The organism is Fodinicola feengrottensis, from assembly GCF_039530045.1.
Taxonomy (GTDB): Bacteria; Actinomycetota; Actinomycetes; order Mycobacteriales; family HKI-0501; genus Fodinicola; species Fodinicola feengrottensis.
This window is the reverse complement of record NZ_BAAANY010000032.1, coordinates 139,235-161,250: the sequence shown is the minus strand read 5'-3', so window position 1 is coordinate 161,250 and position 22,016 is coordinate 139,235. Positions and strand designations below refer to the sequence as shown.

Below are 22,016 nucleotides of genomic sequence, written 5' to 3'. Positions count from 1 at the left end.
ACATGCACTGCGAGCAGGCGCGGGAGGCGATCTCGGCCCTCCTGGACGACGAGGACCCCGGCGTCTCGCCAGTCGCTGTCGAAGAACATGTCACCGGGTGCGTTAGCTGCATGGCGTGGCGGGAGTCGGCCGCGGCGATCACCCGGATGACCCGGCTGGAACCGGCGGTGGCTACCCCGGACGTGACCGCCACCGTGCTCTCGCGGGTCCCGCTGCTCCGGCCGAGCCGCTGGCCAGGGCGGTTGCGGTGGGGGCTCGGGCTGATCGCGGCCGGTCAGTTCGCGGTCGGCGCGAGCCAGCTGTTGGCGCCGGCCGGCTCGGTCGCGGCGAGCGTCACCGTGATGACCGGCGGGCACATGTCACATGAAACGGGCGCCTTCAACATCGCTCTCGCGGTCGTGCTCGTCTGGGTCGCGCTGCGACCGGCGCAGGCGAGCACCCAACTGCCCGTACTGCTCAGCTTCGTCGCCGTCCTCACCTTCGCGGTCGCCGTCGACCTGCTGGACGGGGAGGTCGGGTGGGCGCGGCTGACCACCCACGTGCCGGTCGTCGTGGGCTTGCTCTTTACGGCGCTTTTGCGCAGGTACGGGTGGCCGTCGCTGGGCCCGAGCGGCCGCGCGGTCGCGGCTGGGCCGCTGTCCACAACCGCCGGCGACCAGGTCGCCCTCCGGGCCGCCACCAACCCGCCCGACCAGCACCACTCGCCGGCCGCCCACCGCCGCGCCGCCTGACCCTCTGTCGCCTCTGGCCCGGGCGGGAGGTCCGCGACGCCCCGTTTGCGTGCGCCGGACGCAAGCAGCGGGGCGTACGACGACTCCCCCGACCATCCACGAAATGCTGAAGATGAGATCCCTTATGTGAAGATAGGCCGAGTATCCACCCGCCTGGACGGGCGTCGATCCGCGGGTACGGGCGGTCCGACTCGCTACGGTGGGCTGGCGGCACGAGGGCGAGAGACAGGTCGGTGCGAGATGGCAGATGAGCAGGCTTCCGGCGGACGAGACCGGCGGCCTCCGTCGCCGGCCGTGGATCGCGCGCTGACCGTGCTGGAAACCCTGGTCAGCGCCAGTGAGCCGCTCACCTTGACCTCGCTGGCCAAGCAGACCCGGATCCCGCTGGCCACCTGCGCGGCGATCGTCTACACGCTGGAGGAGCGTGGGTACGCGAGCCGCCGGATTGTCGGTCGCAGCCACTTCTGGCGCCCCACGCTGCGTCTTTATGGACTCGCGACGCAGCTCGTACGCAAGATCGACCTGTCCGATCTCGCCCAGCCGCATCTGCGCGCGCTCGCCGACACGCTCGGCATGCCGGCGCACGTCGGGGTCCTTAACGGCCGCACTGTCGTGTACGTGGCGAAGGCCGCGCCGCCCGGTTTCATTCAGTTCGACACGTATCCCGGCAAGGTCGCGCCCTTCAATCTGACCGCGCTCGGCCGCGCGATCGCGGCGTATCTGCCGGATGTGGACCTCGTCCCGTTGCTTACTCAGCTCGCCGTCGGCACCGGCCCGAAAGCGCCGCCGCCCACCGCGAAGGCGCTGCGGACCGAGCTGGAAGTCGTACGAGCGCAGGGCTTCGCGGTCGAGGACGAGGAGGAGACGGCCGAGATCGCCTGCGTCGCCGCGCCCTTCTTCGACGCGGAAGGCCTGGTCGCCGGCTCGGTCGGCGTCACCGGCTTCTCTCGCGAGGTGACCGGCGACCGGCTCACGGCCGTCGTCGAGGCTGTCCGCGCCCAGGCCGCCGAGCTGTCCCGCCACCTCGGTCACTCACCTGCCTGAAAGTTGGGGGTGGTGGGAGAAGACAGCGGCGATTAGTCTTCGAATAGCCGGGTGAGTCTTCGGGATTTGGAAGTGTGATGGCCGTACGGGTGGCGTTGGTGGGGCTGGGGGACATTGGCCTGACCGCGCATTTGCCGGCTCTCGTACGGGCGGCGGGCGTACGGGTCGCCGCGCTGGTCGACCCTGACCCGTTGCGTCGCAAGCTCGCTGGCGACCTCGCGCCGGCCTACCCGGACATCGACGAAGTGCTGGCCGATGACGACATCGACGCGGTCGTGCTGGCGACGCCGCCGTGGGTGACCACCGGCGCGATCGTACGGGTCGCCACCGCGGGAAAGTTCGTGCTGGCCGAGAAACCGGTGGCGACCAGTGTCGCGGCCGCCGCGCCGCTGCTCGAACTTTCCCCGAATATCAGCGATCACGTGCAGGTTGGGCTGACTTACCGGCACGATCCGGCGATGGTCCAGTTGCGAGAGTGGATCGCCGACGGCGTGCTGGGCGAGCGATTGGTCGTACGCGCGCATATCTATGACGAGCGGCTCGACCCTGCCGATCCGGCGCATGCCGAACGGCTACGAAACACGTTGCGGCACGGGTTGCCGGTGCTGCACGAGGGCTCACATTTCTTCGACTGGCTGGCATATTTGCTCGGTGGCGAGCCCATGCGGATCGACGACGCCTGGTCGATGCGGACCGATCGCAGGGCTGAAGTGCCCAACCTGACCGGCGCGCGACTGACCTATCCGACTGGCCACATCGCAGTGGTCGAATGCGGTTGGCTGACCGCCGGGCTACCGCCGTGTGAGGTGAGCCTTCTGGGTGATCGCGGCTATGCGGTCCTGGACTGTCACACGTTCGCGCTGCGACTGTCCACTGAGGACGGTGACCGGGTGGTGGAGTTTCCCGGCGAGCGTACGCAGCGGTGCTTCGACCGGCAGGTGGAAAGATTTGTGGCTCTGGTCAACGGAAGTAGGCCGTCACCGAGCCTCGCCGACGGGTTGGCGGCGCTGCGGACCAGTGAACAGGTCGCGCGGGCCTGTGCGGAGGGGGAGGCATGAGCGTGCTGCGCTGGAGCGAGTGCACCCGAGGAGAGTTGTCAGCGGCGCTCCCGGAAGCGCTGGTGGTCCTACCGATAGGTGCCACTGAACAGCATGGCCCGCACCTCGCCACTGGTACGGATGCGTTGCTGGCGACTGAAATCGTGGACCGTGCGGTGCCGGTCGCGGCCGCGCGGGCCGAGCGCGCGCTGGTGATCGCACCAACACTGTCGTACGGAGCATCCGACCATCATTTGCCTTTTGGCGGCACGCTTTCGCTGTCTGTCGAGACACTTCTGTCTGTGCTGGTGGACATTGGCCGGTCGGTAGCGGCTGGTGGTGGTCGCCGGCTGGTGATCGTCAACGGCCACGGTGGCAACCAGGGGGTTTGTCACGCGGCCGGCTCGGCGATTTCGACGCGCTATGCGGTGGCGGTCGCCCACCTGGACTACTGGTCCGTGCTGCCACCCGAGCCGACCGCGCCCGGGCATGCCGGTGTTTTCGAGACATCCTTGGTTTTGGGCGTACGGCCGGATTTGGTACGAGATCGCCATCCGCGGGAAAACCTCCCGTCCGGGCCGAAAGTCGCGAACGCCGGGGTCCACTCCGCGGCGGTCTGGGACGACATCGACGGCTACACCGACGATCCGGCTCAGGCGACGGCCGTGGATGGTAAAGCGCGGCTGGATTTGTTGGTGTCCGAGATGGCGCTCCGCCTGGTCGAATGTGCGAGGCAACTGTGATCGACTTCCATACCCACACGCCAGCGTGGCACACCGCCAGCTGGCTGGCCGGTGCCGCTTTCGGCGCCGACGACTTCGCCGCTTTCATGGACTCCGCTGGGATCTCCGCCGCGGTAGTGTTGAGCCACGATGGCCTTTTCCACCCCACCCCGCAAGCCAACGACGAAGTCGCTGATTTCGTTGGCAAATACCCAGATCGGATGTTTGGCTTTTGTACGGTCAGCCCGCGGCAGCCGACCGCGGTCGCGGAGTTGGAGCGATGCTTTGGAAAGCTCGGCATGCGCGGGCTGAAGCTGCATCCGTGGTTGCAGGGCTTCAGCATGCATGAGCCGAGCCTGGACCCGATTTGTGAAGTGGTGCAGGCGGCCGGTGGGATTTTGTTGTCCCACGACGGAACTCCGCCCTACTCGACTGGCCTGCAGATCGCCGCGCTGGCCCGCCGGCATCCGAACCTGCCGGTGGTGCTCGGCCACGGCGGCCTGCATGACACCTGGCGAGAGTCGCTTGCGGCCGTACAGGAAACCGAGAACCTGTATTTGTGCATTTGCGGCACACCGCCGTACGCGGCCCGCCACATTCTGGAAAACGGCCCGCTGGACCGGATCCTGTTCGGTACGGACGCGGGGCTGAGCGAAAAGGCCAGTCAGGATTATGCGGTCGCGCGGGTGGCCGAGATCGATGGCTGGCGGATCAGCGATCGGGCCCGGCAGGCGATGCTGATCGACAATCCGGCCCGGTTGTTGGGTCTGCGGCAATGAAAGGCCCGGTGCTGGTGAGCGCGATCGACACCGCGCACGTACGGATGCGGGCCCATCCGGATCTGGTTGTCCAGGGCGCGAAAGGGGCTCACGACCAGTCCGACTTTCTGCTCGTACGGGTGACCGCCAGCAACGGGCTGACTGGCTACGGCGAGGTCAGTGCGACGCCGTTGTGGAGTGGCGAGGACGGTACGACCGCGGACCACCTCATCCAAACGGTGCTCGCGCCGGCGCTGATAGGCAAACCACTGGCACCGGTCGGCGCCACGGAGTCCACAATGGACAGGCTGCTGGCTGGTAATCCGTTCACCAAGGCGGGGGTGGGGACCGCACTCTGGGACGTGTACGCGCGACTGTTGGACGTGCCGTTGGCGCAGGCGCTGGGTGGCCCGTACCGCACCGAAATCCCGATCAAGCTGTCGCTTTCCGGCGACGACGCTCACCTCACGAAAGTCTACGAGTCCGCGTCGGCCGCTGGGTTCCGGGCCTTCAAAGTCAAGGTCGGCTTGGGCGTCGAGGGTGATGTGGCCCGGATGGCGTTGGCCCGGAAATTGGTGGGGGAGCGCGGTTTTCTGGGAGTGGACGCCAACGGCGGGTGGAGTCGCGCGCAGGCTCGGCGGGCGATCCGGCTGCTCGCGCCGTATGGTCCGGCTTTCATTGAGCAGCCAACGCAACCCGGCGATCTGGAGGGGATGGCGGAGTTACGTTCTGAAGGCTTCCCGGTGATAGCGGACGAGTCGGTGTTCGGCATGGACGACCTGGTCCGGGTCATCCGAGCGAAAGCCGCTGACGTAATCAGTGTCTACATCGGAAAATCCGGCGGCCCAGGCCGGGCGGTGCAGCTTGGTCGTACGGCCGCGGCCTTCGGTTTGGGCTCGTTGCTGGGATCCAACGGTGAGCTGGGAGTCGGAGCCGCGGCCCAGCTGCAGGTGGCTTGCGCGTTGCCAGAGCTGACAACCGAATTCCCGTCCGACATCATCGGCGCGCATTACTACGCCGAGGACATTCTGGCCGAACCGTTGGACAGCGACGGAGCTTTCATACGCCTGCCGGACGCGGCTGGCCTCGGCGTCCGGCTCGCGGACGAGGTTCTCGCGCTTTTCGATCGGAAGGAACAGCGGTGATCATCGACGCGCACGTACGGATCGGCGCGAGCCGAGAAGCCGCCCTGTCCGTCGCCGAACTGCTGTCCACAATGGACTCTGTCGGCATCGATCGAGCGCTGGTGGCTCCTTCGGAGCGGGAGATCGCATACGACAATGTGTCCGGAAACGCGGTCACCGCGGCGGCGGCGCGGGAGTCCAGCGGTCGACTTTTGCCTTATGCGGTAGCGAATCCGTGGCGAGAGGATGCGGTGGAGGTGGTGCGGGTCGCGGCCGACGCCGGCGCGGTCGCGCTCGCCGTCGATCCGGTGCTGCAGGGGTTTGACCTGCTTGACGGCCTGATCGAACCGTTGCTGGCGTTCGCGGCTGAGCAGGACTGGCTGGTCTATGTTCGTACCGGCACCCCGCCCACCGCGTTGCCGTTGCCGCTCGCGACGCTGGCTCGCCGCCATCCGGAGCAGCGTTTTCTGATGGGCCGCAGCGGCGCCACCGATTTCTGGATCGACGCGGTCCCGGCGCTGCGGCACGCGCCGAACCTGTTCGCGGACACGTCCTACGCGCCCTGGGACACCGTCCTCACCGGCTTCGCCGCCGATCCCGCGATCGGCACCGACCGGGTGGTGTTCTCGACCGATCTCCCCTACACCGTCGCCGAAGCCGAAGTAAAACGCATCCGCGACTGGAACATTGACGAAACCGCCCGCGCGGCCGTCTTCGGCGCTAACCTCACCCGCTTGCTTTCCCTTTAGCCACCGCAAATGTAGCGGTAGGGTTCACAAAACTGAACCGTACCGTTACATTCGGCGCAGGGCGTACCAACTCCAAAGGGCGGTCGCCAGCGTCGCCGCGCCGGCGCAGGCCATCGCGATCCCGGACTGCAGAAACTGGGCGACCGTACCGAAAAGTCCTGGACCGGTGCCCTGCAATGTCATCAGTCCGGTGGAGAGAAGGCCGAAGGCCTGACCGCGCATGGACTCGTCCACGGCGTCGCGGAACCGTCGCTGGAGTCCGAGGGAGTATGCGAAACCGCAGCCAGTGACGGCTAACAGGGCACCGACCGCGAGCAGTGGCAGGCCGAGGGACATCGCGAGCAGTGGCGCGCCGCACAACGCGATCAGGGGCGCGACCAGTCGTTCCCTGGTCGACGGCCGAGCCAGCCGGCCGACCGCGAGGTTGCCGGAGAGCATCCCGACCGGTACGCATGCGAGCAGGAAACCGGTGGTGCCGGCGGGAAAGCCGCGCTCTGCAGCGTACGGGATGACCAGTGCTTCGGCGCCGGTCACGAACATCGCCGGCAACCACTGCGCGAACAACAGGCGGCGGATCGACCGGTCGCTCAGCAGTCGGAGATTTCCCTGCCAGCTTTGCCGGAACACCGATCCGGTAGCCGGTGCCGGCGCTGCCGAACGTGGCAGTCCTATGTAGACAATCAGGCCGGCGACCAGGTGGCAGCCAGCGCAAATCAGCAGTGCGTGCCGCGGCCCGAGGGCGCCGACCGCGATGCCGCCGATGCCGAGTCCGGCCAGTTGTGCGGCCGAGCCCATCATGCTGTTCAGTGAGCGGGAAAGCACGTACGTGTCACCGGTCAGTACGTCGGCGATGAGCCGGCTGGACGCGGAGCCGAAAACCGGGGTGAGGCACGCGATCACGCCGACCAGCAGCAGGCTCGCCCAGACCGGGAGCCCGGCCAAAGCCAGCGCCAGCGCCGACCCGCACTCGACCGCGTAGCCGGCGACGATCAGGCCGCGCGGCGGCAGCCGGTCCGCGAGCGAGCCGATCAGGCTGGAGCCGATCACCTGCGGGAGGAAACCGATGCCGAAGGTGATCGCGCCGAGCAGCGGCGAGCCGGTGATTCCGTACACCAGCACCGAAAGTGCCACGATCCGGAGCGTGTCGGCGGCGATCGCGAGGGAGCGACTGCCGAACAGGACGCGGAAGGTGGAGCTGCTGAGAACCTCGCGATAGGTGGCGGGGCGGTCGAGCACTGTCATGCGGTCAGCTTTGCCGAGACGTCGTACGGCACGCGAATGATACGTCTACTGACGTAAGGTTAAGCGATGATCAGGCTGCTGGCTGGCGCCGAGGACGTGATGCGCAGCCGGTTCGCGCTGTCCCCCTTGTTCGAATTGGTCTGCCTGCTCAAAACGCTCTCTGGTTTCGAGCGGACCCGGCTGCCGGCCGCCTGGTCTGGTCGGTTGATGCCGACTTTTCGCCGGCTCAGAGCCGAAACCGACCTCGACGCGGTGCTCGCTCTGTTAGCACCCGGGTACGGCGCGGATTTCGTGTCCCCACCGCCGACCGGCGTCGCGCAGACGGTGGAGGCGGAGCTGCTGGCCGTACGAGCGACTCCGCTCGCGCAGGCGCGTCGAGAGATCGCGTACAGCGGCACGCTCCGGCCAGCCAGCGAGCGAGCCGCGAAAGTGTTGCGCCGCAAGGATGTGGTCGGCCGGATCGCGGACGCGTTGGAGGTGGCTTGGCGCGAGTTGGTCGCCGCGGACTGGCCGCAGTTGAGAGCGATTTGTGAGCGGGACGTGGTGCATCGAGCTGGTCTGCTCGGCCAGCGTGGGTGGGCGGCCGCGCTCGACGGGCTGCACGAACGCATCCGGTGGCGGGATGGCGCTATCGAGATGATGCGTACGTCCAGCCTAAAGACGGTTTCGCTGGAAGGCGCTGGCCTGCTGCTGATCCCATCGGTTTACATCTGGCCGGGTGTCGGCGTGGTCTCCGACGATCCATGGCCGCGGGCACTGATCTATCCGGCTCGTGGCGCGGCCGCCTTGTGGGAAGCCTCGCCAGACGCGGAAATCGGCGCGCTGGACGATCTCCTTGGTCGCTCCCGCGCGCACCTGCTGGTGGCCCTGGAAGCGCCGGCCAGCACCACCCAATTGGCCCGCAGTCTGGGATTCGCGACCGGTGCGGTGGGTGACCACCTCACCGTGTTGCGCCGCGCCGGCCTGCTCGACCGGGCTCGCGCTGGCCGATCGGTGCTCTATCGGCGTACGCCGCTGGGCGACGCGCTGGCTAGAAGCGGTATTCCAGAATCCGCATCGCGCGGCCAAACGCACGGACCTGGCGCATCAGGAAAAAGAACGGCCGAAGGCCTGGCCGAGAAACCAGCTCCGGATCGTCGGTGAGAAACCATTCCGAGACCAACCGCAGGCCCGGGACGAGATCTCCAGGTCGGCCGGATTGTCGATGCCCCAGTGGAAAGACGCGCCGGTCGACCGCAGGCTGGGATGGCTGCCAGCGTGCAGGTCAGGTAGGTGTTTTTCCGGCCTCTCGTAGCGCTCGGCGTGCTCGCAGGATGGGGATCGGGTCGATGGGGTGACGTAGTACGTGTCTTCCGATAGCGGCCGGGACGGTGCGGGTGAAATAGCTGCCGACGTCGATGTTCTGGCGGACCGCGTGTACGAGTTCTCGGGGAAGCTGTGAGCGGATCAGGCCCTGGGACACCTCGGCAAGGTCGGCTTGCCTGAATGCCTCGGTGAGTTCTGAGAATGGGCCTTGGTAGGACGTAAGGCGATGGTGATGGGCGACGACCACCGCGAGCTCGGCCGCCCAGGCGCCGCGGCCGGTGCGGAGCAGCCAAGCGTCCATGGTGCGGATCGACCGGCCGAGGTAGTTGAGCGAGGCAAATGAGTCGATGTCGTGGAACGCCGCGGCGATGGCAAGCTTGTCATCGCGATCGGGATCATTGACCACAAGCGCCCTAGCCAGGTTGAATACCCGATAGAGGTGACCGCGGTAGCCCGCCCAGCCGCGTTCATCGCCGAGGGCGTGATCTTGATGGACCTGAAGAATCTCCTCAGCGAGCGGATGCGTGGAGATGAGGTCGATCACCTCGCCCACACACCTGTCGCCGCCGTATCGCGCGCGAATTCCTGGAAGTCTCGCGGCTCCCGCCCGAGCGCCTGCCGCACTCCATCGGTCACGTACGCGTTGCGGCCGTCAAGGACAACACTGGCGACCTCGCTCAACGCTGCCACGTAGTCACCCGGAACGCCTTCGCCGTCTAGTGCCGCGGCAAATTGCTCCAACGACACGGGCTGATAGGTAATCGCCTGCCCGGAGGCCCGCTCGATTGCGGCAATCGCGTCGGGGAAGGTGAGCAGCCGGGGGCCGGTGACTTCGTAGAGCCGGCCGATGTGCTTGTCGTCAGTGAGCGCCGCCACCACGACCTCAGCGATGTCGTCGGCGTCAACGAACGGTTCCGGGACATCTGTGGCGGTGAAGGCGAAGGTTCCGCCACGTATCGAGGCGAGGAAGAACTTCTCGCTGAAGTTCTGCGAGAAGAAACTGGACCGTACGATCGTCCACTCAGCACCAGATGCACGGAGTTCTCGCTCGGCTCGCTCCGCCTGCTCCTCACCGCGCCCGGACAGCAAGACCAGCCGACGTACTCCACAGGCTACGGCCAAATCGGCGAAACTTCGGACCGCCTCTACGGCGCCCGCGAACACCAGGTCGGGGTAGTAGACCACATACACGGACTTGACATTGTCCAGCGCCGGCGCCCAGGTGGACTGATCCTGCCAGTCAAAGGGCGGCGTACCCGAACGAGAGCCGATCCGCAGCGAAACGCCACGATCGTCAAGAATTTTCGCGACCCGGCTTCCGGTAGTTCCGGTGCCGCATAAAACCAGGACTGGGCGCTGGTCATTAGTGGTATCTGCCATGTGAATCAGGATCACTCGCATCGGTGACTTCGACCATGTCCGCGACACTCAACTCCATAAGTCAGCGTCTAGTTTCCGTAGACGCATCTCGTCCGCTACGTGTGATGAGGTCAATTCCGCGGTCCCGGACGCTGGCAAGGGTGCAAGAGGCTTCCCCCGATCGTCCCCTTCGCCATACGCTCGTTGCCTATCCAGGAAATTGTTCACGTTCTGCTTGCCTGTCCAGGTGATTACCTCTCGACGCATCTGTGGGTCGACACTCAAATCGTGGCCCGGTAGGTCTCGTTCGTACACGATCATTACAGTCCCCGAACAATAGATACCTAGGCTGAGGCAGCAAGGCGACCGACAGGAAAGATACATTTTCGAATCACATTCTGGAGGAGCAGTGCGTACCTTGAAAGAATGCTCGTCTCGGGTTTGGCGACCCCTGGTGTACGGGGTGATGTTGCCGGCAATGCTCGTTGCGGCGATCGGTCTGGCTGGTTGCCAGGGCCGCGAGCCGGCCGCCAGTTCTGCCGCATCGGCGATGGAGAACGCGACAAGCAACCGAGCAACGGGACCATTCCGCGTACGCGGCAACGAAATTGTCGGCGCGAACAATAAGCAGTTCGTTGAGTACGGATTCGTCACCTACTGTCTGGCGCACCTTTCCGAGACCGGATGCACGCCGACAAGCTCTGGTGGCGCGGATCCTGACCTGGCCCGGATACGTGCTGCGGGGACGTTCTGGCACGCGACCGCCGATCGGATCCAAGCCGCCCAGGAAGACCTGTTCGACAAGGCCCCTTATGACTCCGGCTATCTCGCCCGGTTGGATGCCGAAGTCGCCGAAGCGAACAGCCTCGGCATGGTCGCCATCGTCACCCTGCAGGAGGAGCCGTTCAAGACGGCAGGACCGCCGCTGCCCACTGCCTCCGCCGCCCGATTCTGGCAGTTCATGGCCGACCACTACAAGAACAGCCCCATGGTGATGTTCGATCTGTACAACGAACCTCACCTCAAGGCCTACCACGGGTCAGACTGGCTGTGGAACATCTGGCGCAACGGCGGCACCGTTGACGAACCCGGACCACCCGCCATTCATGACACCTTCGTGGGAATGCAGACCGTCGCCAACGACATCCGCGCGGCCGGCGCCGACAACGTAATCATCGCCGAAGGCAACCAGACCGACCACGACCTGTCCGGCATCCCCCGATATGCCCTGACCGGAGCAAACATCGCCTACGGCATGGAATCGGGCTTGCGCCCTGGCCTCGACGACACACCAGCCAGATGGGCGGCTGACTGGGGAAACCTCTCCGCCTCCGTACCCATCATGATGCAGGCATGGAAAGGTTGGCCAGGCTCCAACGACTGCAACACGAACGCCCCTGCCCTCCTACCGCAGGAGATGACCTACCTGCGGTCCAAACACCTCGGCATGATCGTCTGGTCACTGCAGGGCGGCAACACGATCATTAGCGGAAACCTGGAACACCCCACCACCTATCAGGGCGTTTCCACGCAGCCTTGCACACCACATCACAAAGGCACGCCGCACAAGACCGCCAAACTCAGCAAGGACAGGCCGACGCCCAAACCAGGAAAAGGCACATCCGACACCACCGGCCCGGGAACACTCATCCTGAACTTCTTCCGAAACGGCAATCCATGAGCAGACCCTCATTCCGTCCTTAGCGGGGCTGTATCACGAACGGTCTTTTTATCCGGGTCCGTAACACCGTTCGTGTTACGGACCCGGACTTTGACAGCACCCTGACCGCGATGGGTTACCCGGTCTGGCGGTGTCGGAAGCTGCGGGCGGCACAGCTGGCGCGGAGCAGACCCGAACCGGTCCGGGTCTGAAGGCCTGACAGACTGAGGTAGGAGTGCGGGCGACGAAGGAGACCGGATGCGAGCCGAGGTTTCCGGCGGCCCTGGCGAGGGCGCGGGAGTGGCCGAGTTCGAGGCCGCCCGGCCCCGGTTGTTCGCCATCGCATACCGGCTGCTCGGTTCGGCGAGCGAGGCCGAGGATGCGGTGCAGGACAGCTATCTCCGGTGGGCGAAGGCCGATCGGGAGGCGATCGCGGCACCGGTTGCCTGGTTGACGAAGGTGGTGACCAACCTCTGCCTCACCCGGCTCACCTCGGCGCGGGCCCGTCGTGAGCGGTATGTCGGGATGTTTTTGCCAGAGCCGATCCGGACCGACCTGTCCTCGTCGGATCCGCTGGTCACCGTTGAACAGCGCGAATCGCTTTCGATCGGCATGCTCGTCCTGCTGGAGCAGCTGACCCCGGCGGAGCGGGCAGTTTTCGTGCTGCGGGAAGCGTTTTCGTACGGGCACCGGGAGATCGCCGAAGTGCTGGACATCTCCGAGGCCAACTCGCAGCAGTTGCTCGTACGCGCACGTGGACGGTTGGCCGGCGAGAGCCGTCGGTTTGACGCCACCCAGGACAAATGGCGGGAGCTGGTGGCGGAGTTCCTGGCGGCGGCGACCGTTCCCGGCTGGAGCGGCTGCTCGCCGAGGACGTGACCGCCTGGGCGGACGGCGGCGGCCGGATCCCGGTGGCCAGGCGCCCGATCATCGGCCCGGCGAAGGTGGCCCGCTACCTTTTCGCCTGGTTGGGCCGGTTGGGCGAGGTGCGGGACGTGGTGCTGGAAACGACGCCCGTGGAGCTGAATGGGCAACCGGGACTGGTGATCACGTACGGCGAATATGTCGTGGCGGCCACGGTCCTGGAGTTGGTGGGCGGTCGGGTGGCTGGCGTGCGGACCATTGCCCATCCGGAGAAGTTGGCCTATCTCGCAAGGCAGCTGTCGCGGCGCCCGATCGAGGCCGAACTGCTGGCAACTCTGCTGTCCGCCTGGCGGATCCGCCCCACCGTGTGATCGACGCCACGGCCAGCGATGTCAGGAAAGCTGGCGCTGTCCGGTTCAAGGGGTGAGCGGCGGCCCTTCCGGCCGCCCCGCTGAGAAGGAGACCGACCGTGACTCATCGGATCGTGGTCGCCGGCGCCGGCTATGCCGGTCTCACCGCGGCGACCCGGCTGGCCTGGCAGCTGCGGGGCGAAGCCGACATCACGCTGGTCAATGCGCGCGATTCGTTCGTGGAGCGGGTCCGCCTGCACCAAATAGCAGCTGGCCAAAGGCTGCCGGCGTACGCGCTCTCCACGTTCACCACCGCACAAGCGATCCAGCTGCGGATCGGCCAGATCACCGCGCTTTGCCCTGATGACAACGAACTTGAGGTTGAGTCAACGCTCGGCGTGGAACGAATCCGATACGACACCTTGGTCTACGCTCTCGGCAGCATGGCGGACACCGAGTTGGTGTCCGGGGTCGCGGCGCACGCGTACACGCTGGCTCAGCTCGGTCCCGCGCGAGTCGCCCGGAACCGCATTCTTGAGGTGGCAGCCGAACTCGGCACGATCGCGGTCGTCGGAGCCGGAGCGACTGGCATCGAAGCCGCGACCGAGATCGCCGAAAGCTATCCCGGTTCCCGGGTGGAGCTGCTGTCGGATCAGGAACCCGGATGGTGGCTCTCGGACCGCGCACGTTCCCACCTGGACAAGGCATTTTCCCGGTTGGGTGTCGTCGTACGCGCCGGCGTCGCCGTCGAATCCGTCGGACCGGACCGGCTGGCCCTGGCGGATGGGTCTGTCGTACGAGCCGACGTGACCTTGTGGGCGACCGGTTTCCGGGTGCCGACCGTCGCGGCGGATGCGGGGATGGCCGTGGACGGAAACGGCCGCATTCTCGTGGACGCGGGATTACGGTCCATTTCGTACCCGAATATCTATGCCGTCGGTGACGCGGCTCTCGCCCGCACCCCAGCGGGCGCGCCGGTCCGGATGGGCTGCGGGACCGGCATGCCGCAGTCGATCTATGCGGCCGACGCGATCAGTGCCTACCTCACTGGCCGCTCGGTGTCGCCGCTCCGATTCCGTTACTACGCCCAGAATCTCAGCCTCGGCCGCCGGGACGCACTGATTCAGATCCTGCACTCGGACGATCGGCCACGGTCAAGCGTCATCACTGGACGTACGGCCGCGCTCATCAAAGAGGGTGCCGTGCGGAGCACGATCTGGGCCGCGCGTTCTCCGCTGCTGGACGGCGGGCCGCGGCGCCGAGCCTCGCTTCCGGCAAACATCCAGACGGAAGTCGCCGCTCGCGTGTGAGGCGGGCGCCTGATGCAGCCCCAAAGGGGTTTCACTCGGCGGGTGCCACCAAAAGTCACACCCGGCGCGCGGGCGCAGGCCCACGCACACTCAAGCTGTGGTTCTGAACGTACGCCTTCAGTCGGTGGGGCGGAGTCCGTCGAGCATGATGGCGAAGATCCGGTCGAGGGTGTCCGGCGCGGTCTCGGTGGCCACCCCGATGCCGTGGGCCATCCGCAGCAAGTCGCCGGGCTGTACATCCGTCCGTACGACGCCCGCCTCCCGCGCGTTCCGGACGACGACCTCGGCCGCTTTGTTCATGCTCGCTTGCAATACCCAGAGGCATCGGACTCGCTGAACGTGATCATCATGGCCAGCGCGCCGGCCGCGGACGCCGGCGCGGCCGGTGGCGTCATGCAGACCATGCAGCAGGTCGGCGGCTCGCTCGGGCTGGCGATCCTGGTCACCGTCGCCGCGACCGCCACTCGGCAGGCCGCCGGGCACGGCGTCTCGGGACCTGCGCTGCTGGTCGCCGGCATGACCGCCGGCTTCGCCGCCTCCGCGCTGTTCGGCGTGCTGCTGTTCCTATTGGCGCTCACCTTCCGGCGTACCTTTCTTGCCACCGAAAGAAAGGACGCGCGCACGGGCCCGTGATGGGCGCATGGCAGGATCTTCTCGCCGTAGCCGCCAGGGAGGGTTCACATGACTGTTGTGCAGGAGACCGAAGCCACTGAGATCAGTGCCATTCGTACGTACGAGGCCATGGGCTTCGACGAGGCGGTCAAGATGGTCCGGGCCGCTGAGCGACTCGGGTTCGGGGTAGTGCTCCGCAACGCTGAGCGGGCCGACGAGGACGGCGAGGTCTACCTGGAGTGGTCGCTGGAACTCCTCGACGAGGTCCCCAGCGCCGACTCCGAGTAGTCGCCTTTAGTCCGCAAACGGCCCCGTTACTTGCGTCAGCCGCAAGCAGCGGGGCCGTTGCGGACGCGGATCAGCGGTCTGGCGCTTGACGAAGTCCCCGGCGTCGCCGAACCGCCGCGGGGATAGCGCCTATCCTTTAATCCACGGCCTCCGCGTTAAAGTTTAAGACTCTATCCTTTAATCAGAAGGCTCAGAGGGGGTTGGCCTCGCCGAGGGGGGTGGTGGTGAAGCCACCGCCGATCAGGTCCAGTTCGGCTGGTACGGGCGGAGCATTCTCGGCAGCCAGGATCGGTGCGGCGAAGGTTTCCGAATCGTCCTTGGACCGATAGCCGATCGCTTCCGCTTCGGCCAGCGAGAGATAGCCGCGGGTGTTCGCCGACACTCCCCAGATCACTCGATATCCCGGTGATTCCGCCGAAAGGCACGCCTGGAAAAGCCGCCCGCCGTCGTCCGGTGACATCCACAGGCTCAGCCCGCGTACGCCCATTGGCTCTGGGAAACACATTCCGATGCGTACGCAGATCACGTCCAGGCCGAATCGGGAGTGATAAAGGCTTCCGAGGGCTTCGATCGCGACTTTGCTGACGCCGTAGTACGTGTCAGGGCGCGGAGACAGGTCGGCCGGTACGCCGTCGCCAGGATCTTCCGCGCGGGTACGAAAGCCGACGGCGTGGTTGCTGGAAGCGAGCACGACTCGTCGTACGCCGGCCGCACGGGCCGCCTCGAACAGCACCTGGGTGCCGTTGACATTGACGTCGAGGGTTTGCGCCCACGACGTTTCGCGGCTGTGTCCACCGAGGTGGATGATCGCGTCGACGCCCTCGCAGGCGGCGCGTACGGCCGCGGGGTCGGTCACCGAGCCGGTGACGATCTCGACCGGCTCGCCCTCGGCCGCCGGCGCGATCGGTGCGATGTCGAAGAGCCGCAGCACCCGGTCGTCCTGGCGCAGCCGCGGCCGCAGGATCTGGCCGACGCCACCGGCCGCGCCGGTGATGAGTACGCGCTGAGCCGTCACGGCCCTACCTCTCGTTGAAGGACCACTAGCGGATGCCGGCGCGTTGCAGCTGGCTGCCGAGCTCGGTGGCGTAGGCGACCAGCAGCTCGCCGACCCGGGTGGCCTCCACGTCGGAGATGCTGGCCGGCAGTGAGCACGACAGCGCGTCGGTAGCCGGGATCCGGTATTTCACCGCGACACCCACGCACCGCACGCCGAGCGTGCCTTCTTCGCGCTCGGACGCATAGCCAAGCTGTCGTACGGCCGACAGCTGCTCCAGCAGCTGCTCTCGCGAGGTGATGGTGTTGGTGGTCATCGCCGGCAGGTCGGCGGGCACCAGCCGACACACCTCATCGTCGGTGAGCTCGGCCAACAGCGCCTTGCCGAGCGCGGTCGCGTACGCCGGCAGGGTGCGCCCGACGCGGGAGATGAGGTGGATCGACTTTCGCGACTCGCGGGTCTCCAGGTAGACCACCTCGGTGCCGTTCAGCCGGGCGTAGTGCGCGGTGAAGCCGGTCTGTTCGCGCAGGTTCTCCAGCACCTCGGTCGCGTACGGGACGACCGGGTCGCGGTCGAGATACGCGGTGCCGCAGATCAGCGCGCGCACGCCGAGACGGTATTTGGCGCCAGTGGCGTCCGTCTCGATCCACTCGGCGGCCGCGAGCGTACGCAGCAGGCCATGCAGGCTGGACCGGGGGATCTCGCTCAGCACGTGCAGCTCGGCCAGCGACATCCACTCCGGGCTGGACGCGAAGGCTTCCAGCAGGTCAGTGGTGCGCCGGGCGGACTTCACCCCGCCGCGGTCGTCGGTCCCCGTTGCGGTCTCCGGGGTGGCGGCTGACTCTGGCATCGGCGTCCCCATCGGCATCCCCTATCGGCTCGGCGGGCGTTGACATCCCACGAGTGGCAGTCTAACTTTCGAAACGATTCTGTTATATGAATAGCTGCCATGTTAGCGTACAAGTTCACAGATATGAACACTGATCTCTTGTCGAGTCGTCGGGACTATGGAAACGATCGAGCCGCCGCAGAGATGCCGAACCCGAAAGCGAGTCTGTCGCCGATGCCCTTAAGTGGCCTGTTGTCGTTCCCGCTGACCCCCTTCGACACCCATCTCGAGCTCGACCTGGACGTGTTCAGCGACCATCTCGAGGCGCAGATCGCGGCCGGTCCGGGCGCGGTTTTCGTGGCCTGCGGGACGGGTGAGTTCGGTTCGCTCTCGCTGGACGAGCTGTCCCAGCTGGCCGCCCGCGCGGTCGAGGTCGCGGCCGGTCGGCTGCCGGTCTGGCTCGGCGCCGGCGGTGGCGCCGCGGGTGCGCGCGCGTGCGTACGGGTGGCGCGTGATCGAGGCGTCGACGGTGTTTTGCTGATGCCGCCCTATTTGGTCGCTGGTCCGCCAGCGGGCACGTTGGACTACGTCCGGTACGCGGTCGCCGATGCGCAGGTGCCGACCGTTGTCTACCACCGTGGGACCGCGGTCTTCACGCCCGAGGCCGCGGTGCGGCTGCTGGACGTGCCTTCGGTGGTGGGCCTCAAAGACGGCTACGGCGACATCGAGCTGATGTCGAAGATCGTCACCACCGTACGCGCCAGCGGCCACGCTCGGGCCGCGAGTTTCGAGTTCCTGAACGGATTGCCGACCGCCGAGATGTCCGCGCGGGCTTACCGGGCGATTGGCGTCGAGCTGTATTCGTCGGCCGTGCACGCGTTCGCGCCGGCGATCGCGCACGGCTTCCGTGAGGCGTTGCTCGCCGACGACTCGCCTACGGTGGACAAGTTCCTATCCGCGTTCTACCTGCCGCTGGTTGCATTGCGGGACACCACCCCGGGTTTCGCCGTGGCACTGGTAAAAGCCGCCGCGGTGTTGCGCGGCAGCAAGGTCGGTGGCGTCCGCCCACCGCTGGTTGACCCGGCTCCGGCGCAGGTCGACCAGCTGGCCGAGATCATCGAAAAAGGGCTGGCGCTGGTCCGATGAGAATCCGCGAGGTCACCATCACGCCGGTCGCCTTCGCCGATCCACCACTGCTCAACGTCACCGGCGTACACGAGCCGTACGCGCTGCGCAGCATCTTGCAGTTGGGGTGCGAGGACGGTGTCGTCGGGCTGGGCGAGTCGTACGGCGACGAGGACTTTCTTGTCCTTGCTAATAAAACCGCCGAGTCGCTGGTCGGCGTCGACATCTTCGACCTGCCCGCCGTGCGCCGCGCCGCGGTCGCCGCGGTCGGCGGCGGCATCTACGCCGACCGGCACGGGCTGACCGGCGGGGTGTCCGCCGACAAGACGTTGCAGACCGTCTACTCGTTCTTCGAAGTGGCGATGCTGGACGCGCAGGGCAAGCTCCTTGGCCGTCCGGTTGTCGACCTGCTGGGCGCAAAGGTACGCGACCGGGTCGACTTTTCCGCGTACCTGTTCTACAAGTACGCGGCACATCAGGGTTTTCAGCCGGACGAGTGGGGTGAGGTGCTGACGCCGGAGACGGTGGTCAGCTCGGCCCGCAAGATGATCGACCGGTACGGCTTTCGTTCGATCAAGCTCAAAGGTGGAGTTTTCCCGCCCGCCGAGGAAATCGCTGCCATTCAGGCGCTCCGGGATGCGTTCCCCGAACACCCGCTGCGGATCGACCCCAATGGCGGCTGGACGCCGGCCACCAGCCAGTGGGTGGCCAAGGAACTCGACGGAGTCCTGGAATACCTCGAAGATCCGACGCCGGGCATTGACGGCATGAGCCAGGTCGCCGCGGTCGCGCCGATGCCGCTCGCGACGAACATGTGTGTCGTCGAGTACGCGCACATTCCGCCGGCCGTTGAGGCGAAGGCGGTGAGCGTAGTGCTGTCCGACCACCATTTCTGGGGCGGTTTAAGGCTAAGCAGTGCGCTCGCCACCATGTGCGAGACCTTCGGGCTGGGACTTTCCATGCATTCCAACAGTCATTTGGGCATCAGCCTCGCCGCGATGGTGCAGCTGGCCGGCGCGACGGGCCATTTGACGTACGCATGCGACACCCACTGGCCCTGGAAAACGCAGGATGTGATCGTGCCCGGCGCACTCGATTTCGAGGGCGGATCCGTTGCGGTGCCGTCAAAACCAGGACTGGGTGTGGAACTCGATCCGGACGCGTTGGGTCGGTTGCATTCCACGTACCTGAACTGCGGTTTGCGTCGCCGCGACGACGCCACGTACATGCGCCGGTATGTGCCGGACTTCGAGCCGAACACGGCCAGGTGGTAGCGATGCTGACGACCGCGTACGCGTACAGCTGGGACATCACCGACGACCAGGGTTTTGCCAGCAGGCTGGCGGAACTGTCCGTCGACCGGGTCGCGGTGGCCACCGCATACCACAGCGCCCGGGCCGGTACGCCCTGGCAGCGCGGCCGGACCTCGATGGCGGCCAGCACCGCGGCCCTTTACCGGCCGACCCGCGAACGGGTGTGGCGGAACCGCCGGCTGCGACCGGCCCGGGCCACCTGGACCGGCCATGAAGACAGCGCCGGCGCCGCGATCCGCGCGCTGGCCGGCGGAGATTTCGGGGTGGACGCGTGGATCGTGCTCACCCACAACTCCCAGTTGGGCGAGAGCGCGCCGGATCTTTCGGTCACCAACTGCTTCGACGAGCCGTACCAGTGGGCTTTGTGCCCGTCCCACCCCGAAGTTGTCGACTACGCGGCGACCCTCGCCGCCGAATCGGTGCACGAGCTGGAAGTCGACGGTGCGATCCTGGAGGCGTGCGGCCAGTACGGCGCTGTTCACCAGTGCCGGCACGAGAAAACCGACGCCATCTGGTCGCCGGCGGTGGCCCGGCTGCTGTCAGTTTGTTGCTGCGCCGGTTGTGCGGTTTCGTGGCGTGCCGACGGGCTGGAGCCCACGGCCGTACGTTTGCTGCTGCGCGAGGAAATTCTCCGATTGATCGCGACCGGGGATCTCGGCGGAACCACCGACGAGCTGCCGACCGAGCTGACCGCGATGCTGCTGCGTAAGCGGCATGAGAGTGTCGACCGGCTGCGCCAGGCCGTCATCGGGGCGCTGCCCAGCGGCCTCCGGCTGACCCTGCACGCCGATCCGGACCCGTGGACGACCGGCGCGCTGGTCGGCCTGACGCCCACCAGCGCGGCCGATGTCGACGCCGTGGTGGTCCCCGCCTGGCAGCCCGGCGAGCGCTCGCTGGACGCCGTCCGGCGGGCCCGCGCGGCCGTACCGGACAATGGGGTGGTTGGCGCGTACGTCACCGCGGTGGCTGCCGCGCGCATGCCGGACATCGCGTCCTATGTGGACTCTTTGGGTGCGGCCGGAGCCGGTGAGCTGCACCTGTATCACCTGGGGCTGGCCGGCCCGGCGCGCTGGGCCGACCTGCGCTCGGCGGTCGCCGCGGCGACCCGGCGCGAAGGAGCCACAACCGCGAAGGCAGGGGCATGACTGACGTACCGGAGACCACCGCTGACCAGCTCGAAGACATCCTGGCAGCGGCCGCCGCGGCGGCTGGTCCAATGGCCGCCGCGACGCCGCGCGAGCGGGCCGCCTGGCTGGTCGCCGCGGCCGACGCTTTGGACGCGCACGCCGATGAGCTGATTCCGTTGGCGGCTGAGGAAAGTCACCTGCCGGCCGCGCCGCGGCTGGCTGGCGAGCTGAAGCGTACGACCTTCCAGCTGCGACTTTTCGGGACTGTGTTGGACGAAGGTGCCTTTCTCGGCGCCACCATCGACCACGCCGACCAGGCCTGGGGGATGGGCCCGCGGCCGGACCTGCGCCGGCTGCTGGTCGCGCTCGGCCCGGTGCTGGTGTTCGGCGCGAGCAACTTTCCCTTTGCTTTCAGCGTTGCCGGTGGCGACACCGCATCCGCGCTGGCGGCCGGCTGCCCGGTCGTCCACAAGGGACATCCAGGACATCCGCGGCTGGCCGCTCGTACGGCCGAAATCCTCGCGTCCGCGTTGGTGTCGGCCGGCGCCCCCGAGGGTGTTTTCGCGCTGATCACCGGTGTTCAGCCCGGGGTGACCGCGCTGAAGGACGAGCGGATCACGGCCGGAGCCTTCACCGGCTCGCTGGGAGCCGGCCGGGCGTTGTTCGACATCGCGAACGCGCGGCCGACGCCGATCCCGTTCTATGGGGAACTGGGCAGCATCAACCCTGTGGTGGTTACTCCGGCGGCGGTCGCCCATCGCGGGAACGACATCGCCACCGGCTATGTCGGCTCGTTCACGCTTGGCGCCGGCCAGTTCTGCACCAAGCCGGGGCTGCTTTTCCTGCCGGCCGGCCATGGTCTGGAGTCGGCGCTGGTGAAGGCCGCCTCAGGTGCTGCCGTGCAGCCGTTGTTGAACGCGAAAATCGCCGACGGCTACAGCTCCGGGGTCGCGCGGCTGCGGGAAACTCCGGGCGTCGACGTGCTTTTCGTTTCCGAGCAGGACCTCGGCCCGACTCTGATCGCGGCTGATGCGGCCACTTTCACGGCGGCGCACGACGTTCTCGGCAGCGAGTGCTTCGGTCCGACCTCGGTGGTGGTGTCCTATTCGGACGCCGCCGAACTGGCCGCGCTGCTGGCGCGGGTGGAGCCGAGCCTCACCGCGACCGTGCACGGCGAGGTCAGCGAGGCCGACTTCGTTCAGCCGGTTTTGGATATTCTGCAGGCAAAGGCCGGCCGGGTGTTGTGGAACGGCTGGCCGACCGGGGTGACGGTGAGCTGGGCTCAGCAGCACGGCGGCCCGTACCCGGCCACCACCGCGTCCGCCACCACTTCGGTTGGCACCGCGGCGATCGAGCGGTTCCTGCGCCCAGTGGCATTCCAGGACGTGCCGGCCGAGTTCCTGCCGCCAGCCGTACGAGACGACAACCCGTGGCGCATTCCGCAGCGGGTGAACGGAAAGTTGTAGCCATCTG

At 67.0% G+C, this 22,016-nt stretch carries 24 protein-coding genes; 18 read left to right on the top strand and 6 right to left on the bottom strand.

Annotation, left to right across the window (positions count from 1 at the left end; genetic code table 11):
• Window positions 1-2 precede the first annotated feature (2 nt).
• From ABD301_RS33795 to ABD301_RS33765, 7 genes are all read left to right on the top strand, one after another.
• Complete coding sequence (locus tag ABD301_RS33795) at window positions 3-731, top strand: zf-HC2 domain-containing protein (RefSeq protein WP_344314269.1); 729 nt, start codon at window positions 3-5, stop codon at window positions 729-731.
• A gap of 240 nt (window positions 732-971) precedes the next feature.
• On the top strand, window positions 972-1,775 hold the full coding sequence (locus ABD301_RS33790) for an IclR family transcriptional regulator (RefSeq protein WP_163571862.1): 804 nt from the start codon (window positions 972-974) through the stop codon (window positions 1,773-1,775).
• Window positions 1,776-1,852: 77 nt separating this feature from the next.
• Complete coding sequence (locus ABD301_RS33785) at window positions 1,853-2,833, top strand: Gfo/Idh/MocA family oxidoreductase (RefSeq protein WP_163571872.1); 981 nt, start codon at window positions 1,853-1,855, stop codon at window positions 2,831-2,833.
• Complete coding sequence (locus ABD301_RS33780) at window positions 2,830-3,555, top strand: creatininase family protein (protein WP_344314268.1); 726 nt, start codon at window positions 2,830-2,832, stop codon at window positions 3,553-3,555. The genes ABD301_RS33785 and ABD301_RS33780 overlap by 4 nt, the downstream gene beginning before the upstream one ends.
• Window positions 3,552-4,313 (top strand): amidohydrolase family protein, encoded by a 762-nt coding sequence (locus ABD301_RS33775; protein WP_344314267.1) that lies wholly within the window; start codon window positions 3,552-3,554, stop codon window positions 4,311-4,313. Before ABD301_RS33780 ends, ABD301_RS33775 begins: the two co-directional genes overlap by 4 nt.
• Window positions 4,310-5,437 carry a mandelate racemase/muconate lactonizing enzyme family protein gene (locus tag ABD301_RS33770; RefSeq protein ID WP_344314266.1) on the top strand — a complete coding sequence of 376 codons (1,128 nt, stop codon included), beginning with the start codon at window positions 4,310-4,312 and terminating at the stop codon, window positions 5,435-5,437. The genes ABD301_RS33775 and ABD301_RS33770 overlap by 4 nt, the downstream gene beginning before the upstream one ends.
• The gene (locus tag ABD301_RS33765) at window positions 5,434-6,165 is read left to right on the top strand and encodes an amidohydrolase family protein (RefSeq protein WP_344314265.1); all 732 of its coding nucleotides are present in this window, start codon (window positions 5,434-5,436) and stop codon (window positions 6,163-6,165) included. Before ABD301_RS33770 ends, ABD301_RS33765 begins: the two co-directional genes overlap by 4 nt.
• Window positions 6,166-6,210: 45 nt before the next feature.
• Here ABD301_RS33765 and ABD301_RS33760 read toward each other — a convergent pair whose 3' ends face one another.
• On the bottom strand, window positions 6,211-7,407 hold the full coding sequence (locus ABD301_RS33760) for an MFS transporter (protein WP_344314264.1): 1,197 nt from the start codon (window positions 7,405-7,407) through the stop codon (window positions 6,211-6,213).
• A gap of 66 nt (window positions 7,408-7,473) precedes the next feature.
• On the opposite strand from ABD301_RS33760, the gene ABD301_RS33755 reads away from it, so the two are divergent.
• A complete protein-coding gene (locus ABD301_RS33755) occupies window positions 7,474-8,550 on the top strand; it encodes a DUF5937 family protein (RefSeq protein WP_163571865.1) in 1,077 nt (358 codons plus the stop codon).
• Between the two features lie 121 nt (window positions 8,551-8,671).
• On the opposite strand, the gene ABD301_RS33750 is transcribed toward ABD301_RS33755, so the two are convergent.
• Both ABD301_RS33750 and ABD301_RS33745 read right to left on the bottom strand, forming a co-directional pair.
• Complete coding sequence (locus ABD301_RS33750; RefSeq protein ID WP_344314263.1) at window positions 8,672-9,256, bottom strand: HD family phosphohydrolase; 585 nt, start codon at window positions 9,254-9,256, stop codon at window positions 8,672-8,674.
• A complete protein-coding gene (locus tag ABD301_RS33745) occupies window positions 9,253-10,092 on the bottom strand; it encodes an NmrA family NAD(P)-binding protein (RefSeq protein WP_344314262.1) in 840 nt (279 codons plus the stop codon). Before ABD301_RS33745 ends, ABD301_RS33750 begins: the two co-directional genes overlap by 4 nt.
• A gap of 457 nt (window positions 10,093-10,549) precedes the next feature.
• Here ABD301_RS33745 and ABD301_RS33740 point away from each other — a divergent pair, with 457 nt between their 5' ends.
• The 4 genes from ABD301_RS33740 to ABD301_RS33725 all read left to right on the top strand — a co-directional run bounded on the left by ABD301_RS33740 (window position 10,550) and on the right by ABD301_RS33725 (window position 14,255).
• The gene (locus ABD301_RS33740) at window positions 10,550-11,752 is read left to right on the top strand and encodes a glycoside hydrolase family 5 protein (protein WP_344314261.1); all 1,203 of its coding nucleotides are present in this window, start codon (window positions 10,550-10,552) and stop codon (window positions 11,750-11,752) included.
• A gap of 237 nt (window positions 11,753-11,989) precedes the next feature.
• Entirely contained in the window at window positions 11,990-12,610 is a 621-nt protein-coding gene (locus tag ABD301_RS33735) for a sigma-70 family RNA polymerase sigma factor (protein WP_279582128.1), read from the top strand.
• Window positions 12,535-12,966, top strand: a complete 432-nt coding sequence (locus tag ABD301_RS33730) for a sigma-70 family RNA polymerase sigma factor family protein (RefSeq protein ID WP_344314259.1) — start codon at window positions 12,535-12,537, stop codon at window positions 12,964-12,966. The genes ABD301_RS33735 and ABD301_RS33730 overlap by 76 nt, the downstream gene beginning before the upstream one ends.
• A 98-nt stretch (window positions 12,967-13,064) precedes the next feature.
• A complete protein-coding gene (locus ABD301_RS33725; RefSeq protein WP_344314258.1) occupies window positions 13,065-14,255 on the top strand; it encodes an NAD(P)/FAD-dependent oxidoreductase in 1,191 nt (396 codons plus the stop codon).
• A gap of 117 nt (window positions 14,256-14,372) precedes the next feature.
• Here the strand turns inward: ABD301_RS33725 and ABD301_RS33720 are convergent, their stop codons facing one another.
• Window positions 14,373-14,555: an SbtR family transcriptional regulator gene (locus ABD301_RS33720; protein ID WP_344314257.1), complete on the bottom strand. Its 183-nt coding sequence runs from the start codon at window positions 14,553-14,555 to the stop codon at window positions 14,373-14,375.
• Between the two features lie 6 nt (window positions 14,556-14,561).
• Here ABD301_RS33720 and ABD301_RS33715 point away from each other — a divergent pair, with 6 nt between their 5' ends.
• Both ABD301_RS33715 and ABD301_RS33710 read left to right on the top strand, forming a co-directional pair.
• Complete coding sequence (locus ABD301_RS33715; protein ID WP_344314256.1) at window positions 14,562-14,888, top strand: hypothetical protein; 327 nt, start codon at window positions 14,562-14,564, stop codon at window positions 14,886-14,888.
• A gap of 48 nt (window positions 14,889-14,936) precedes the next feature.
• Window positions 14,937-15,155, top strand: coding sequence for a hypothetical protein (locus tag ABD301_RS33710; protein WP_344314255.1), 219 nt, complete (start codon window positions 14,937-14,939; stop codon window positions 15,153-15,155).
• Window positions 15,156-15,345: 190 nt separating this feature from the next.
• On the opposite strand, the gene ABD301_RS33705 is transcribed toward ABD301_RS33710, so the two are convergent.
• Entirely contained in the window at window positions 15,346-16,170 is an 825-nt protein-coding gene (locus tag ABD301_RS33705) for an NAD-dependent epimerase/dehydratase family protein (RefSeq protein ID WP_344314254.1), read from the bottom strand.
• A gap of 25 nt (window positions 16,171-16,195) precedes the next feature.
• Window positions 16,196-16,999, bottom strand: a complete 804-nt coding sequence (locus tag ABD301_RS33700) for an IclR family transcriptional regulator (protein WP_344314253.1) — start codon at window positions 16,997-16,999, stop codon at window positions 16,196-16,198.
• Between the two features lie 213 nt (window positions 17,000-17,212).
• Between ABD301_RS33700 and ABD301_RS33695 the strand changes: the two genes are divergently transcribed.
• From ABD301_RS33695 to ABD301_RS33680, 4 genes are read left to right on the top strand one after another with little or no spacing between them, the layout of a single operon-like run.
• Complete coding sequence (locus ABD301_RS33695; RefSeq protein ID WP_344314252.1) at window positions 17,213-18,124, top strand: 5-dehydro-4-deoxyglucarate dehydratase; 912 nt, start codon at window positions 17,213-17,215, stop codon at window positions 18,122-18,124.
• Window positions 18,121-19,377: a glucarate dehydratase family protein gene (locus ABD301_RS33690; protein ID WP_344314251.1), complete on the top strand. Its 1,257-nt coding sequence runs from the start codon at window positions 18,121-18,123 to the stop codon at window positions 19,375-19,377. Before ABD301_RS33695 ends, ABD301_RS33690 begins: the two co-directional genes overlap by 4 nt.
• 2 nt (window positions 19,378-19,379) lie before the next feature.
• A complete protein-coding gene (locus tag ABD301_RS33685) occupies window positions 19,380-20,561 on the top strand; it encodes a hypothetical protein (protein ID WP_163572423.1) in 1,182 nt (393 codons plus the stop codon).
• Window positions 20,558-22,009 (top strand): aldehyde dehydrogenase (NADP(+)), encoded by a 1,452-nt coding sequence (locus tag ABD301_RS33680; protein ID WP_344314250.1) that lies wholly within the window; start codon window positions 20,558-20,560, stop codon window positions 22,007-22,009. The genes ABD301_RS33685 and ABD301_RS33680 overlap by 4 nt, the downstream gene beginning before the upstream one ends.
• The last annotated feature ends 7 nt before the right edge of the window (window positions 22,010-22,016 follow it).

Bases quoted from the DNA above. Each gene is read 5' to 3' on its own strand.
- ABD301_RS33795 (WP_344314269.1), top strand. From the start codon at position 3: ATGCACTGCGAGCAGGCGCGGGAGGCGATCTCGGCCCTCCTGGACGAC.
- ABD301_RS33790 (WP_163571862.1), top strand. From the start codon at position 972: ATGGCAGATGAGCAGGCTTCCGGCGGACGAGACCGGCGGCCTCCGTCG.
- ABD301_RS33785 (WP_163571872.1), top strand. From the start codon at position 1,853: ATGGCCGTACGGGTGGCGTTGGTGGGGCTGGGGGACATTGGCCTGACC.
- ABD301_RS33780 (WP_344314268.1), top strand. From the start codon at position 2,830: ATGAGCGTGCTGCGCTGGAGCGAGTGCACCCGAGGAGAGTTGTCAGCG.
- ABD301_RS33770 (WP_344314266.1), top strand. From the start codon at position 4,310: ATGAAAGGCCCGGTGCTGGTGAGCGCGATCGACACCGCGCACGTACGG.
- ABD301_RS33760 (WP_344314264.1), bottom strand. From the start codon at position 7,407: ATGACAGTGCTCGACCGCCCCGCCACCTATCGCGAGGTTCTCAGCAGC.
- ABD301_RS33755 (WP_163571865.1), top strand. From the start codon at position 7,474: ATGATCAGGCTGCTGGCTGGCGCCGAGGACGTGATGCGCAGCCGGTTC.
- ABD301_RS33745 (WP_344314262.1), bottom strand. From the start codon at position 10,092: ATGGCAGATACCACTAATGACCAGCGCCCAGTCCTGGTTTTATGCGGC.
- ABD301_RS33740 (WP_344314261.1), top strand. From the start codon at position 10,550: ATGCTCGTTGCGGCGATCGGTCTGGCTGGTTGCCAGGGCCGCGAGCCG.
- ABD301_RS33735 (WP_279582128.1), top strand. From the start codon at position 11,990: ATGCGAGCCGAGGTTTCCGGCGGCCCTGGCGAGGGCGCGGGAGTGGCC.
- ABD301_RS33730 (WP_344314259.1), top strand. From the start codon at position 12,535: ATGGCGGGAGCTGGTGGCGGAGTTCCTGGCGGCGGCGACCGTTCCCGG.
- ABD301_RS33720 (WP_344314257.1), bottom strand. From the start codon at position 14,555: ATGAACAAAGCGGCCGAGGTCGTCGTCCGGAACGCGCGGGAGGCGGGC.
- ABD301_RS33710 (WP_344314255.1), top strand. From the start codon at position 14,937: ATGACTGTTGTGCAGGAGACCGAAGCCACTGAGATCAGTGCCATTCGT.
- ABD301_RS33700 (WP_344314253.1), bottom strand. From the start codon at position 16,999: ATGCCAGAGTCAGCCGCCACCCCGGAGACCGCAACGGGGACCGACGAC.
- ABD301_RS33695 (WP_344314252.1), top strand. From the start codon at position 17,213: ATGCCCTTAAGTGGCCTGTTGTCGTTCCCGCTGACCCCCTTCGACACC.
- ABD301_RS33690 (WP_344314251.1), top strand. From the start codon at position 18,121: ATGAGAATCCGCGAGGTCACCATCACGCCGGTCGCCTTCGCCGATCCA.
- ABD301_RS33685 (WP_163572423.1), top strand. From the start codon at position 19,380: ATGCTGACGACCGCGTACGCGTACAGCTGGGACATCACCGACGACCAG.
- ABD301_RS33680 (WP_344314250.1), top strand. From the start codon at position 20,558: ATGACTGACGTACCGGAGACCACCGCTGACCAGCTCGAAGACATCCTG.